The sequence below is a fragment of the Streptomyces sp. NPDC028711 genome, assembly GCF_055565415.1.
Genome location: NZ_JBVHUJ010000003.1, coordinates 467,604 through 481,393 on the forward strand (window position 1 = coordinate 467,604; position 13,790 = coordinate 481,393).

14 protein-coding genes are annotated in these 13,790 nt (G+C 70.9%); 4 read left to right on the forward strand and 10 right to left on the reverse strand.

The features are described 5' to 3' along the window. Positions 1–92 precede the first annotated feature (92 nt). Both rsgA and ACZ4VK_RS13170 read right to left on the reverse strand, forming a co-directional pair. A complete protein-coding gene (rsgA, locus tag ACZ4VK_RS13165) occupies positions 93–1,211 on the reverse strand; it encodes a ribosome small subunit-dependent GTPase A (protein ID WP_468352048.1) in 1,119 nt (372 codons plus the stop codon). Between the two features lie 306 nt (positions 1,212–1,517). Then, the gene (locus ACZ4VK_RS13170) at positions 1,518–1,928 is read right to left on the reverse strand and encodes a RidA family protein (RefSeq protein ID WP_468351555.1); all 411 of its coding nucleotides are present in this window, start codon (positions 1,926–1,928) and stop codon (positions 1,518–1,520) included. A 273-nt stretch (positions 1,929–2,201) separates the two neighbouring features. Between ACZ4VK_RS13170 and ACZ4VK_RS13175 the strand changes: the two genes are divergently transcribed. Further along, entirely contained in the window at positions 2,202–3,983 is a 1,782-nt protein-coding gene (locus tag ACZ4VK_RS13175; protein WP_468351557.1) for a serine/threonine-protein kinase, read from the forward strand. Positions 3,984–4,068: 85 nt separating this feature from the next. Here ACZ4VK_RS13175 and ACZ4VK_RS13180 read toward each other — a convergent pair whose 3' ends face one another. The 8 genes from ACZ4VK_RS13180 to ACZ4VK_RS13215 form a co-directional block, all read right to left on the reverse strand. Then, positions 4,069–4,605: a dirigent protein gene (locus tag ACZ4VK_RS13180; protein WP_468351559.1), complete on the reverse strand. Its 537-nt coding sequence runs from the start codon at positions 4,603–4,605 to the stop codon at positions 4,069–4,071. A gap of 444 nt (positions 4,606–5,049) precedes the next feature. Further along, a complete protein-coding gene (locus ACZ4VK_RS13185; protein WP_468351561.1) occupies positions 5,050–5,454 on the reverse strand; it encodes a YunG family protein in 405 nt (134 codons plus the stop codon). Positions 5,455–5,462: 8 nt separating this feature from the next. Next, positions 5,463–6,032 (reverse strand): AAA family ATPase, encoded by a 570-nt coding sequence (locus ACZ4VK_RS13190; RefSeq protein ID WP_468351563.1) that lies wholly within the window; start codon positions 6,030–6,032, stop codon positions 5,463–5,465. A gap of 98 nt (positions 6,033–6,130) precedes the next feature. Beyond that, a complete protein-coding gene (locus ACZ4VK_RS13195) occupies positions 6,131–7,015 on the reverse strand; it encodes a branched-chain amino acid aminotransferase (RefSeq protein WP_468351565.1) in 885 nt (294 codons plus the stop codon). Next, the gene (locus ACZ4VK_RS13200) at positions 7,012–8,367 is read right to left on the reverse strand and encodes an ATP-grasp domain-containing protein (protein ID WP_468351567.1); all 1,356 of its coding nucleotides are present in this window, start codon (positions 8,365–8,367) and stop codon (positions 7,012–7,014) included. Before ACZ4VK_RS13200 ends, ACZ4VK_RS13195 begins: the two co-directional genes overlap by 4 nt. Then, positions 8,364–9,353, reverse strand: coding sequence for a DMT family transporter (locus tag ACZ4VK_RS13205; RefSeq protein ID WP_468351569.1), 990 nt, complete (start codon positions 9,351–9,353; stop codon positions 8,364–8,366). The genes ACZ4VK_RS13200 and ACZ4VK_RS13205 overlap by 4 nt, the downstream gene beginning before the upstream one ends. After that, on the reverse strand, positions 9,347–10,654 hold the full coding sequence (locus ACZ4VK_RS13210; RefSeq protein ID WP_468351571.1) for a DUF6421 family protein: 1,308 nt from the start codon (positions 10,652–10,654) through the stop codon (positions 9,347–9,349). The genes ACZ4VK_RS13205 and ACZ4VK_RS13210 overlap by 7 nt, the downstream gene beginning before the upstream one ends. Then, complete coding sequence (locus tag ACZ4VK_RS13215; protein ID WP_468351573.1) at positions 10,651–11,229, reverse strand: type 2 periplasmic-binding domain-containing protein; 579 nt, start codon at positions 11,227–11,229, stop codon at positions 10,651–10,653. Before ACZ4VK_RS13215 ends, ACZ4VK_RS13210 begins: the two co-directional genes overlap by 4 nt. 347 nt (positions 11,230–11,576) lie before the next feature. On the opposite strand from ACZ4VK_RS13215, the gene ACZ4VK_RS13220 reads away from it, so the two are divergent. Genes ACZ4VK_RS13220 through ACZ4VK_RS13230 form a run of 3 tightly spaced genes read left to right on the forward strand, consistent with a single transcriptional unit; the run spans position 11,577 to position 13,787 of the window. After that, the gene (locus ACZ4VK_RS13220) at positions 11,577–12,224 is read left to right on the forward strand and encodes a helix-turn-helix transcriptional regulator (RefSeq protein ID WP_468351576.1); all 648 of its coding nucleotides are present in this window, start codon (positions 11,577–11,579) and stop codon (positions 12,222–12,224) included. Positions 12,225–12,279: 55 nt separating this feature from the next. Continuing rightward, positions 12,280–12,540 carry an MbtH family NRPS accessory protein gene (locus ACZ4VK_RS13225; protein WP_468351579.1) on the forward strand — a complete coding sequence of 87 codons (261 nt, stop codon included), beginning with the start codon at positions 12,280–12,282 and terminating at the stop codon, positions 12,538–12,540. Further along, a complete protein-coding gene (locus tag ACZ4VK_RS13230) occupies positions 12,537–13,787 on the forward strand; it encodes a cytochrome P450 (protein WP_468351581.1) in 1,251 nt (416 codons plus the stop codon). The genes ACZ4VK_RS13225 and ACZ4VK_RS13230 overlap by 4 nt, the downstream gene beginning before the upstream one ends. Positions 13,788–13,790: the final 3 nt, after the last annotated feature.

A 13,790-nucleotide genomic window follows, 5' to 3' on the forward strand; every position in this document is an offset into this window, starting at 1 on the left:
TGGGGCCCCCGACGGCACCGGGCTCGCGGTTTTCGGACACGGCGCTGCGGCGGGGGGACGGTCGTGCCGTCCCCCCGGCCGGGCGCGTGCCCCTACCGGCCGCTGTGCCCGCGCTTCAGCTCCAGGGCCTGCCGGCCCGCCGCGTGGCGGCGCTTCCAGGTCTTGAGCATCTCGGTGCGCAGCCGGGCGTCGGTCTTGGCGACGATCCGCTGGTTCTCGCGGAGCAGCTTGCGGTAGCTCTCGAGGCGGCGCACCGGCAGCGTGCCCTCCTCGATCGCCGCGGCGACCGCGCAGCCGGGCTCCGACTCGTGGCCGCAGTCCTGGAAGCGGCAGCCCCCGGCCAGCTCCTCGATCTCCGAGAAGACCTGGCCGACGCCGGTCTCGGCGTCCCAGAGGCCGACGCCGCGCAGCCCGGGGGTGTCGATGAGGACTCCCCCGCCCGGCAGGACGAAGAGGTTGCGGGTGGTCGTGGTGTGGCGGCCCTTGCCGTCGATGTCACGGGCGGCCTGGACGGTCATGACGTCCTCGCCGACGAGCGCGTTGGCGAGGGTCGACTTCCCGGCGCCGGAGACGCCGAGCAGCACGGTCGTGCCGCCCGCGACCACCGCGGCGAGCACGTCGAGGCCCTCTCCGGTGGCCGAGCTGACGGGCACGACCTGGACGCCGGGGGCGACCGTCTCGACGTCCTCGACGAGGTACGAGAGTCCGACCGGGTCGGGCACGAGGTCGGCCTTGCTGAGGACGACGGTCGGCTGGGCGCCGGACTCCCAGGCCAGGGCGAGGAAGCGTTCGATGCGGCCGAGGTCGAGCTCGACGGCAAGCGAGACGGTGATGACGGCGTGATCCACGTTGGCGGCGAGGATCTGCCCCTCGGACCGCTTGGAGGACGTGGACCGCGCGAAGGCCGTACGGCGCGGCAGACACGCCCGTACGTACCGGGGGTCGCGGACGCCCTCCGGGTCGACGGCGGCCCAGTCGCCGGTGCAGACGACCCGGAGCGGGTCGTGCGGCGTCACGAACGCCGTGTCGGCACGGACGACCCCTTCGGCGGTGGCGACGTCGCACTGACCGCGATCGACGCGGATGACACGCCCGGGAACGAGGCCCTGGGCGGCATAGGACGCGAAGGCCTTGGCCCAGCCGGAGTCCCAGCCGTACGCGGTGAGCGGGGAACGGGCATCAGAAGGGGACGACGTGTCGGAGGAGGACATGTCGAACGAAGCGTTGAACAAGGGAGACCCTTCGAAGGGCGGCCCCGGCGGCGCGCTCTGCGCGCGGAAGTGATGCGGATGTCAGCCGGAGGCCACGGGGGTGGGAACGATGAACTCCTGAATGCGGGCAGTGCCCGTCACCGTGACAGTCATCAATGTCCTCACCTCCTGCTTCTCCTCAACGAACCAACACCCGTCCCCTGAGGAACGGTTACGCGCCACCATAGCGCCGCCCCTGGGACAGCACCACCGATTAAATCCGAGACCTCGCCCACCTCCGGCGCTTCTCCGCCATGACAACTCTGCTCAGGAATCAAGCACGGCGGCGATGGCTTCGATCTCCACGAGCTGGCCGTCATAGCCGAGCACGGTGACACCCAACAACGTGCTGGGCACGTCGTGGTCACCGAACGCGTCCCGGACCACCTCCCACGCCGTCACCAGGTCCTCCCGCCGGTGAGAGGCGACGAGAACACGGGTGCTGATGACATCGTGCAGTGACGCGCCCGAGTCCGTCAGAGCGGTCCGCATGTTCTCCACAGCCCTGGCCGCCTGCCCCGCGACGTCCCCGATCGCCGCCGTGGAGCCATCCTCATGGAGAGGACACGCTCCGGCCAGGAAGATCAGCCGTGACTCGGCCGGGGCCGTGGCGGCGTAGGCGTACTCCGCAGCATCGGACAGGGAGGCAGAGCGAATCAATGTGACAGCGCGCGGCACGGGCTTCCTTTCGCAGCAGTTCCGGGACACTCAGGACCTTCTCAAAGGTCGACTCCGCGTTCGACACATTTTCCTGGCCCGGCTCGACGGGCGGGCGCCGCAGGTGGGGCATCGAACGGACCGTGTCGTGGCCGCCAGGCCAGGACCGACTGACGCCGGCCTTGATCCGCCGGACAAGGCCTGGCCGACAGCCGACTTCGGTACGCTCTCCGCGGCTTCGGGGCACGGGCAGGGGCCCGGTCGGGGAACAGCCGGCGACAAGGATGGTTCGACATGAGCGGCACACCTTCGGCAAGTCCCTTCCAGCCGTTGGCGGAAGACGACCCGGCCGTCGTGGGCGGATACCGCCTGGCGGCGGTGCTGGGCGCGGGCGGCATGGGCAAGGTGTACCTGTCGTACACGCCCGGAGGTCGGCCCGTCGCGCTGAAGGTGATCCGGTCCGAGTTCAGCGGAGACCCCGAGTTCCGGCGGCGATTCCAGCAGGAAGTGCACGCGGCCCAACGGGTGCAGGGCCTGTACACCGCGCCGGTCATCGACTTCGACACCGAGGGCCCGCAGCCGTGGCTCGCCACCTCCTACGTCCCCGGGCCCTCGCTCGCGCACGCGGTGGCCGAGCACGGCGCGCTGCCACCGCGCACCGTGCTCCTGCTGATGGTCGGAGTCGCCGAAGCCCTCCACGTCATCCACGCCGCCGGAATCGTGCACCGCGACCTGAAACCCGCCAACGTCCTGCTCGCCACGGACGGCCCGCGCGTCATCGACTTCGGCATCGCCCGTGCCGCCGACAGCACGGCCCTCACCGGCACCGGCGTCAGCGTCGGCACCCCGGCCTTCATGGCGCCCGAACAGGCGACGACCGGGACCGTCACGCAGGCCAGCGACATCTTCGCCCTCGGCCAGATCGCGGCCTTCGCCGGAATGGGGGCGTCCGCCTACGGCGACGGCCCCACCCACGCGGTGCTGTACCGGATCGTGCACGAGGATCCCGACCTCAGCCGGCTGCCCGCCGAGCTGCGGCCGCTGGTGGGCCGGTGCCTCAGCCGCGACCCGGCCGGGCGGCCCTCCCTGGCCGAGATCATCGAGCAGTGCCACGCGCTCTCACCCGATCCGCTGCGGCAGGGCGAGGACTGGCTGCCGCGGACCCTGGACGGAGCCCTCACCGAGCGCCGGCAGCTCCCCGAGCCCGCCCGCACTCCGCCGCCCGCCGCACCGACGCCCACCGAACGCTCCCCGCACGTGCCGCAGCCCGCCGCACCGACGCCCACCGCGCACTCCCCGCACATGCCGCCGGCCGGCTTCGGGCCCGCCTACGCGCCCACCCAGACCGCGCCGGGCGGGGCTCACGTCCCGCCTCCCCAGCCCGCGCCGGGCAGGCCTCACACCCCGTCCGCCCCGGCCACCCCGCCGCCGGTCGTCGGCGGGCCGCAGTCGCCCTGGGGTCCTCCGCCGGCGCCGAAGCGGGGCCGCAGGGGGCTGGTCGTGGCCGGGGCCGTGGTGGCCGCGATCGTGGGCCTCGCCGTCGTCAACTCCCTCCTGCCGAACGACCCCGACAAGGACCCGTCCAAGGGCACGTCCCAGTCGCCCGCCGCCGGAGGGTCCGGCGGAGCCTCCGGCGGCCAGCGGCCGGACCCGAAGCCCGTCTCGTACAAGGGCATCGACGTGACCGAGAACTACTTCCTGATGCTGGCCGACAACCCGCCGCGCCCGAAGGGGGACGACGAGCCGGGCTTCGCCACCGACGGCGACCTGTACTTCCAACCCAGAACGACCAACGTGGTGGAGAAGGACGAGATCGGCACGGGCAACGGCAGGCTGGTGCTGCTGAACAACGCGCAGAAGGGTTCGCTGGCGACCTGCCGCTCGGAGACCCGCTACAGCGAGACGATCACCCTCGACCAGCTCAGCGACGGCTCTCAGGTCTGCCTGCTGAGCAACGCCGGCCACATCGCGGTGGTGACGTACCGCGGCGTGTCGGGTGGGAACGAACCGAGCAAGTACATCACCCTCGACCTCACGATCTGGCGCAACGCCGAAGAACCCCAGAAGGAGGGGTGAGACACCCCCGGCACCGCGCCGGCACCCAGAAGGGCATATCCGGGTGCTGGACGGGCCGTTGCCGACGCGCCGGCCGAAGCAGGCGTTACAGTATGATTTCGGCCCGCACCCTCTCCTTCGGCGTTGCGATGTCCCAGTAGCGAGCGGTGCCCCGGGCGTGGCGGAAGTCGCCCGTACCGCCCGTGATGGCCATGTCGAGCGAGCTTGTTCCGCTCACCCAGAGCGATTGCATGGTCAGAGAGCCACGCTTGAGCTCCACCGTGATCAAGCATTGCGTCGTGAGTTCTTCACCATCGATGTGAATGACTTGGCACGAACCGCCCCCACGGCCGACACTGCGGCCGTCCTTCATCGCGGTGCCGGAGTAGACGTACGTATCACCCAGGCTCATCCCTTTCGCGCCGAGGTCGACATCCGCGTACTGATCGTTCCGAACCTCAAGTTCGAGGACCTCGACTCGGCCCCTTGCGGGGGCATCGGCGTCTGCGCTGCTTACAGCAAAGGCACCGGCCAGAACGATGGCCAGTGATACGGCGAGAAATCTGGTGCGCGATGCTTTCATATTGCTCTCTCCTCGCTCCTTCTGATGCGTGCCGACGAATCCCAGACTGCTTCTGACCACGGCGGATCCTCCATATTTCGAACCTCGCGAGATGGCGGCAGTCCATCGATAGGGGCCGCCGTCGAGCCCCACAGCCGGTTCTGGAATCCGATGGCCTTGCCGTGCCGAGGCCGGGTACCACCTTCTGCGCGCCGACGATCCGGAGCGGTCAACGCGGTAGCCGCCCGCTCCTGGCGCTGAGCGGGCGCCGGGCCGGTGAACGGCGTCGCCGGTACAAGGTGTTCATGAGGGGCCTCCTGTTCGCTGGGACGACGTGTTCGCCTCAGAAGGTTCGACAACGCAGCCCGCCGGAATGTCAGGCCAGCTGGCTGCGGGGATACGCGAATCCGACTGACCCGAGCGGGCTGTGCCTTCGTCGTCGTCGGCGTCCGCATGGCGGCGGCCGCGATCAGAGGGGGCGAAGGGGTCGCTCCAGGCCGGTCACGGGGAAACCGGACCCGGCCGCTACCCCGGATCCCGCGCCGGCCGGTCGAGCTTCTCCGCGACGCGGTCGCGGAGGAGCTCGTACTCCTGCCGGAGTCTGCGCCATTCGGTCACGGGAGGGCGCGGAATCACGATTCCTTCGGTGACGATCTCCTCCGGGCCGAACTGTTCGCGGGTGAGGTCGATCTCCATGCCCGTGCCCAGGCGGTTCCACCAGTGGTAGTCCACACGCTCTCCGTCGACGTGGACCTCGCCCCGGAGCAACTCGCCTCCCAGCAGGTCATGGAGCACCATGGCGGTCACTCCGCACTGGTCCCGGGCCGGGTTGTCCTCGGTCCAGCGCGCGCGGGTCTCGGGCGGGCGCGTCTCGGCGCTCCAACTGCTGCGTACGGCTCGTTCGATGTCGGTGAGAAGCAGCGGTGTCATGCCGGTGATTATGCCGGGGGCCACTGACAACGGCCGGACGCCGGTGTCGGGCGGACCAGGAATCCGCCCCGGCCGTCGAACCGCACCTCGTACACGGCGTCGAACCCGTCGCCGAGCGCGGGTCGGCGGAGCCTGGTGAAGGTGGCGTGGATGCCCACGTCGGGCACGCGCGCACGGCCCTCCCGTGCGGCGTTGCGCCGCTTGGAACCGGCGATGTCCGGCGGGAACCAGTACGCCGTCACCGTCGCCCCGTGGGCGTGCCCGGCGGCGACGAGCGGCTGCCACTCCTCGGGCGACGGATTGGTGTTGTCGACGGCCACGGACCGGCCCTCGGCGAGCTCGGCCCTCACCAGACGCATCTGCCGCTCCTGCTTGCGCCGGGCCGCGCGGGGGAAGAGGTCCTTGCTGATCAGTGCGTAGCGGCCCGCCAGGTGCTGTCCGTAGAAGGTGGACTTTCCGGATGCCTGCAGCCCGACGAGCACGGCCATGTCGAGGGCGCCCGCCGCGGGCGGTCCGCCGCGCGGCGGGGCCTCGGCGCCGCGGGGCTCCGGTGCCGCGGAATCCGGTCTTCTGGGCATGAGCCGCCGAACTCCTCACGTTCCCGGGTTCTCCTGGGTATGAGGCGCCTACCCCGTCGCGACCGCCCGTAACGGCCGGACCCGCCGCGGGCCTCTCGTCAGCGTGCCGGGGCGGAACGGGTCAGTTCGGTGTAGGCCTCGGACAGACTCTTCGTGATGCCTCCGACCTCGTAGGAACGGTCGTCCACGCCGGACACCGGCTGCACCTCGTAGGCCGTGCCGGTGAGGAAGAGCTCGTCCGCGGCCCGGAGTTCCTCGGGCTTGATGTGGCGCTCGTGGACGGGGATCCCCAGCTCCTCGGCGAGGGACAGGACCGTCTGCCGGGTGATGCCGTCGAGGAAGGTGTCCGCGGTCGGTGTGTGCAGGGCTCCGTCGATCACCAGGAAGAGGTTGGCCCCGGTGGCCTCGGCCAGGTAGCCGCGGAAGTCCAGCAGGAGGGCGTCGTCGAAGCCGGCCGCCTCCGCCTCGTCGCGGGCGAGGGTGCAGATGTTGTACAGCGACGCCGCCTTCGCCCGTACCGGCGCGGTGTCGGGGGAAGGGCGCCGCCACCGGGACGTGCGCAGCCGGATGCCGCGGTCGCGCGCGTCGCCGGAGAACACGTGCGGCCACTCCCACGCGGCGATCGCGACGTGGACGGACGTCCCCGCCCCGGACACGCTGATCTGCTCGCTGCCCCGCCAGGCCACCGGCCTGATGTATCCGTCGACGATGTCCTGGTGCCGGATGATCTCCCGCATGGCGGCGTCGAGCTCCGTGACACCGAAGGGCAGGCGGAAGTTCAGTTCCCGTGCCGAGGTGTGGAGACGCTCGAAGTGCTCGACGGACTTGAAGGCCCGGCCGTCGTAGACGCGGATTCCCTCGAAGATGCCGCCGCCGTAGTGCAGCCCGTGGGACAGGACGTGCAGGCGGGCTTCGCGCCACGGCACGAACGCCCCGTCGAGCCAGATCACGCCGTCACGGTCGTCGAACGCGGTGGTGGTCACGCCTGCCCCTCGTGGTGGTGGTCGGTGTCGTCGGCGTAGTCGATGCGGATGGACTCTTCCAGGAACCGGTGGAACTCCTCGGTCTCGGCGGTGCTCGGGTGCCGGGACAGGACGAAGGCCGGATAGCCGGTGAAGTCCGGGTAGGGCCGCACGACGTCACCGGGGAAGAGCATCTGCACGACGTGATCGACCCTGGGGTCGTCACGCAGTGCGTCCAGGCCGTGGATCGCGGTGATCCGTCCCGAACCGCCGCAGGGGACGATGTAGTTGGCCGCGGCGGCGACGGGCGTCGGCGGCGGGCCCGAGCCCAGGGGTTCGGTGGCGATCCCGGCGGCGATCCGCAGTGCCCGCGCCGCGAAGTCGACGCCGGTCACCCCGGAGGCGATGTAGTGGGACACCCCGGAGCCCCCGATCCGGGCCCCCATCTCCAGCAGGTACGGCGTCACACCGCCGCGCAGCCGCAGCTCCGTGTGGGTGGGGCCTTCCGTGATGCCGAGGGCCTTGTGCGCGGCGATCACCTCACGCCGGATGTCCTCCTGGACCGACTCGGGCAGGGCGGCCGGAGCGCGGTAGACGCCCTCTTCGAAGTGCGGTCCCTGAGGGTCGCCCTTGTAGCCGATGGTCAGGATCCGTACCTCACCGCCGTGGGCGAGGGACTCGACGGCGAACTCGGGGCCGTCCAGGTACTCCTCGACCACCAGGCCGTCCACCCGGCCGAGCTTGCTCGCGCTGGTCTGCCACACCTCGTCGACGACGCTCTTCAGGCTCTCCGGGGACTCCGCCTTGGTGACGCCGAGGCTGGAGAAGCCGAGTGCCGGCTTCACGACGACGGGGAAGACGAGCCCCGCCGCCCTCTCCCAGTCGGCGGGGTCGTCCAGCCTGACGAATCCCGGCACGTTGAGGCCCGCCGCGGCCAGGCGCTCCCTCATGACGCGCTTGTCCTGCGCACCGAGGGCTACGTCGCGGCCGATGCCGGGCAGGCCGAGGAGTTCGGCGGTCTCGGCGACGAAGGGCACGGCGGGGTCGAAGAGGGTGACGATGCCCTGGAAGGCCCGCTGCTCGTACCGCCGCCGCAGGGTGTCCAGCGCACCGGCCCGGTCGGCTTCGATGTCCAGCGGCAGTACCTCCACCACGGCGGGCGGCAACCGGTCCTCGGTCACCGCTTCGTCGGGCCGGGGAACCAGGACGAGGTCGATGCCGGCCCGCTCCGCGCTCTCGAAGACCCAGGGGAGCGCGAGGCGCTGGTAGACCAGCACGAGAGTGGGTCGGGGGCCGCCGGGACGGTCCGTCGTCATCACCGGGTCCGTCGTCCTCACCGGGTCCGCTGTCATCACCAGGTCCTTTGCCGTCACGATGTTCCTTGCTTGATGTGCACCCCGGTCCGCTGCCCGGTGTCCGCCTTGTCTCCGGCAGGGCGGGCACCGGCGACGGTGAGCCACACGCCGCCCGCGCACAGCAGGAGCAGCAGGAGTACGAGCGGTCCGGGCGCGGTCTCCCGCCCGAGGGCCCACTCTCCCAGTCGCACCAGGAACGGCACGACGAGCGCGAGGGCGGAGGTGAACAACGGCCCTTTGCGCAGGATGAGTTCGTGCGAGATGAGGAAGACAGGGGCGGTGAGGACCGCTCCGAGGGCGGCGATGCCGCCCCAGTCGGCCGGGGAGACGCCGCCGAGCGGGACGAACAGCACGACGGTGAGACCCAGCATGACGGTGCCCGCACCGGTGATGGCGGGCAGGGACGCGAGCGGGGAGAGATCCGCCATGCGCCGCCGGTAGACATAGCCGTACACCGCGTAGGTGACGGTGCCGGCGAGCGCGAGGAGTCCTCCGCTCAGCAGGGCCTCCCCGTCGACACCGGCGCTCGCGGAGGTGTCGGCCAGGGCGTATCCGCAGGCCGCCGCCACGGCCAGTACGGTGCCGAGGACCTTGCGGCGCGAGGAGGGCTCACGAAACGCGGCGACTCCGATCGCGAAGGTGAGGCAGGGCAGCAGGGAGACGATCAGGCCGACCCGGGACGCCCCGATGAAGCCGGTCCCGAGCAGCGTCCCGGCGTAGTACGCGAAGAAGCCGAGGAACGCCAGCAGGACGACGCTCCCGCCACGGCCGGCCGCGACCCGGGCCTCGGGCCGCGACCGCGCGTGCAGCAGGGCGATGACGGTGAGGACCAGGAAGCTGGTCGCCGTCCGCCCCGCGGCCACCACGAGCGGAGGGGCGCCGTCCACCAGATGCCCGGCGAGCAGCCAGCCGGCCGCGAGGAGCGTGACCATCAGCGCCGAGAGGGCGGGCACCACGAGGCGCCCGCCCCGGTGGGCGCCTCGTGGGGAGGTGTCCGTCACCATTCCGCGCGCTCGAACTCCAGCGCGGACATCCGGTCAAGACCCTGCTTGGCCCGCAGCAGGACCCGCTGGTCCTCGGTGAAGGCGTACCGCTGCCGCGGTGTGCCGGCGGGCGCGGGATCGGGGGCGGGGAGGTACCGGCGCACCAGTTCCCTGGCCGCCACGCGGTACTCGTCGTCGGTCGAGACCTCCGCTTCCAGCCTCTCGACCGTGGCGACGAACTCCCGCAGCGCGTCGACGGCTTTGGCCCGGTCGAAGTGCAGCAGCCCGCCGTCGGCCGGGGAGCCGGCCAGCGCGCCGTGCTCGCGCAGCCAGGAGTAGAGGAAGACCCCGGTGCCCGAGTCGAAGTTGCGGGTGGCGTCGTCCGCCTGCGGGTACCGGAAGATCCGCTCGAGCAGGATCATGTCGATCTGCTCCGCGGCGAACGGTACGACTCCGCTGTCCGCGCAGGCCAGCACGGTCTTGGCGTCGACCTTGATCTCCTCGAGGAGTCCGACGAACCAGTTCATCTTCAGCGAGATGTGCTCGTCGAACGGCCAGAGGCCCTGGTAGTGCATCGAGTCGTGCAGATAGCCCCAGATGGCGCGGGCCTCGAAGCACACCTCCGCGTCCAGGCCCGTGGACGCCCGGGGCAGGGACTCCGGGGTCAGGACGGCTTCCGCTCCGGTGAGGGCGTACGTCTCGTGGATCTTCCGCATCTTGTTGTAGAAGAACATGGCGTAGGGCTGCTCGGTGATCTTGTCGTGAGCGGCCACGTTCTCCGGGAAGAACACCAGACAGTTGCCCTGCCGGAAACCGGCGCTGCCGGTGATCAGGACGAGCGACTGGCAGTTGTTCTTGGGGTGCGGATACGAAAGGGCCAGCTCCGGCAGCGCGGCCGGCTCCTTGCGCAGGGCGAAGAAGCAGTCGAGGCGCTTGCCCACGGGGGGCGCGCTGTTGGTGCTCTGCAGCGGGGCGAGGAAGAAGACGGCCGAGCCGTCCTCGGGCACCGGCAGGGCGTCGCGCGAGCGCGCGAAGTGGGGCCGGGTGTCCAGGCCGGCCGCGAGCCAGCCGTCGACGTCGGCGGCCAGCGCGCTCGCCTGCCCGTCGCGTCCCCGTCGCTCGTACCAGGCACACGCCTCGTCGCGGATGCGACCGAGCAGGACGCGGTCCTCCTCGGTCGCTCCGGGGACGGAGCCGTCGTCCGCCTGACGCTCCCGGAAGCGGTCGACCTTCGGGATGAGCGATCCCGTCAGTTCGTCGGCGTCGGCCAGCAGGTCGGCGGCGACCGGCGCGGTGGTGGTGGTGGTGGTGGACACGGTCACAGCGCCGCTCCCGCCTCGACGAGCCGGTCGTTCTCGACGCCGACGGCGAGGACCTGGTGGACGGTGAACACCATGGGTACGGCGCCGAAGTCCCGGACCACACGTAGCCCGTGGTGGTCGGCCGCGACGATGGTGGTGATGCAGCCCTCGACGCGACCCTCGGCGCAGTCGATGGCCGCCTGGGAGTTGCTCAGCACTTCCCTGATCTCCGTGCCGGCGGGTATGAGCCTCGTCGGCGCGGGGTGCGAGGCGACCGTGGCGGGCCGGGCCGCGCCCGTGGTGGCGAGCACCATGTTGTGCGTCGGCATGATGAAGCTGTCGACCATGTGCAGGCGGTGCAGATTGCTGAACACCAGGGTGTGCAGCGCGGGGTAGACCGCGCACGCGACCAGGGCGTGCCGTCCGTCGTCGGGAACGGCGTCGAGCGCGGACTCGATGGAGGAGTGCAGTCGCACCGTTCCGTCGATGTCGCGCCGGCGAAGCCATTCGTGGGACGCGGCTTCCAGATTGGTGCCCTGCGGGCCGAGCGTGTGGAGATGCCGGATGTACTCCGACCCTTTCTTCGTACGACTCATGAGCTCCCCCGTGACAAACAGAATGTGATTGGTCGTATCAGGCGCGCCTCGATGCCCCCGTGCAGGCAATCACGCATCATGATGACGATCAAGGTCTCCTTTACACGATCTCGGATGGCGAGATTGTCAACTCTGTTGGCTTGATGGGTACTTGGCGCACCCCTCACGCCTGCCCTTATGTCCGATTCGGCGAACTTTGCAACCTTGGCGGCATTCCACTTCCGGCATCCGTCTCGCCATGTGAAATGGATCGGGCGGCTCCCCTCGAATCCCCTCCCGGGTGTGTTTCCATCATCGACGTTCACGCTGTCAATGAAATCCCCGCACACCCTGGGAGGGCCTTCTTGGTGGCAGACAAATCCGATGGCGCATTCGCCCGGAACTTCGACGACTGGCTTCGCCTCGCCGGTCTCGACCGGCCCCGTCTCGCCGCGCTCGTCGCCGGAACGGCCGGCGCGCCGGGCGCGGCCCCCGAGCGGCAGGACCTGGCACGTGCCGCGATGGTGTGGCTGTGCGCCCCGACCGACGGACGTGTCCCCCCGCTCCTTCTCGAGGTGCTGAAGGAGCACAGCCGCTCGGTGAGCGAGGCGGCCAGACGGTCCGTCGGCCATGCGGCGAGGCTCAGTCGGGCCACGTCGGACCTCGTCGCCCGCGCGCACGTCGGCGAGCGGCCCGACCCGGCCCGTCACCCGGCCAACCTGACCGAGCGCGAGTACGACATCCTCCGCCTCATCGGCAGCGCGCGGACCAACCGCCAGATCGCCACCCTTCTCCGCATCTCCGAGAAGACGGTGAAGAACCACATCACCTCGCTGTTCGCCAAGCTTCAGGTGTCCGACCGCACCGAGGCCCTCGTCATCGGTCTGCGCAGGGGCCTGCTCTCCGTACAGGACGCGCACGGCAGTCAGGACCAGGGTCCCAGCGGACCGGGCGGGAAGATCCGGGTCCTGGAGCCGAGAGCCGCCGACTGGGACTCCCGTCCCATGGCAGGCTGACGTGCCGCGCCAGCACACTGGGACCGCTCTGCGAACAGACCAGGAGGGGGACCGCGTGGCCCACGGGGAGCAGTACAAGGTCATGGTCAACGACGAACTGCAGTACGCGACCGTCCTGGCTTCCTGGCCTGTGTCCCGCGGCTGGCGCGCGGCCGGCCCGACCGGCACCGCGGAGGAGTGCGCCTCCCAGGTCGACGCCCTGTGGACGGACATGCGTCCACTGTCGCTCCGCCGCGCCATGGCCGAAGGCACGGCCGCCATGACCGAAGGCGCGCACGCCATGGCCGAAGGCACGGCCGCCGGGGACGAACGATGACGGTGACCGTCGTACCGGAGTTCGCCCAGGCCGACCTCACCGACCCGGTGGTGCACGCGGAGCAGGACCTGCGACCGCTGTGGCGGCACCTGCGGCGCCACCACCCGGTGGTGCGTCACCCCACGCCGGACGGCCGGGGCTTCTGGGTCGTGACCCCCCACCGGCTGGTCGAGGAGGTCTGCGTCTCCTCCGAGCGCTTCACCTCGGTCCGGGGCAACACCCTGGGGACGCTCCTCGCCGGCGGCGATCCGGCGGGAGGCGGGATGCTCGCCGTCTCGGACGGTCCCCGGCACCGCGTCGTCCACCGGGAGCTGATGCGCGCGTTCACCGCGCAGGCGCTCGCCCCCTACCGGGAACGGATCGTCTCCCGCATCGACCACCTGGTCCGCACCGCCGTGGCCCGGGGCCGGGTCGACTTCGCCAGGGACGTCGCCCGGCCCATCCCGATGGCCGCCGTCTGCGACATGCTGGGGGTGCCGGAGGAGGACCGGGAGGCGTTGTACGCGGACGCCAGTCACACCCTCGCCTCGGAGACGCCCGTCACGGACGACCTCTCGACCCGCCTGGCGCGCCAGCAGATCCTGCTGTACTTCGCGCGCCTCGTCCGTTCGCTGCGTGGCGAGCCCGGCGACGACCTGCTCGGCCTGCTGGTCCGGATGACCGACAGCGAGATCGGGCTCACCGGGGACGAGGTCCTCTACAACTGCTACAGCCTGCTCCTCGGCGGCGAGGAGACCACCCGCTACACCATGAGCGGCACCGTCCAGGCGCTCGCCGACCACCCCGACCAGTGGCAGCGGCTCGTACGCGGCGAGGTCGGTCTGGACACGGCCGTCGAGGAGCTGCTGCGCTGGACGACCGCGCCGATGCACGTGGGCCGCACCGCGGCGCGCGACACCGAACTCGGGGGCGTACGGATCGCCGAAGGGGACATCGTCACGGCCTGGATCAGCGCGGCCAACGACGACGAGACGCAGTTCGGCGACCCGCGGCGGCTGGATCTGGGACGCACACCCAACCGGCACCTCGCCTTCCTGCGCGGGCCGCACACCTGCCCGGGGGCCCGGCTGGTGCGGATCGAGATGACCGCGCTCCTCCAGGCGCTCCTCACCCACGCCGACGGCTGGGAGATCACGGGGAAGGGCGTTCCGGTCTATTCGACCTTCATGCGGGGGGTGAGCAGCCTGCCGGTGCGGTTCGTGCCGCGTGAAGGCCCGCGCCCCCGGCACCCGGACGACGTGGAGTGAGAC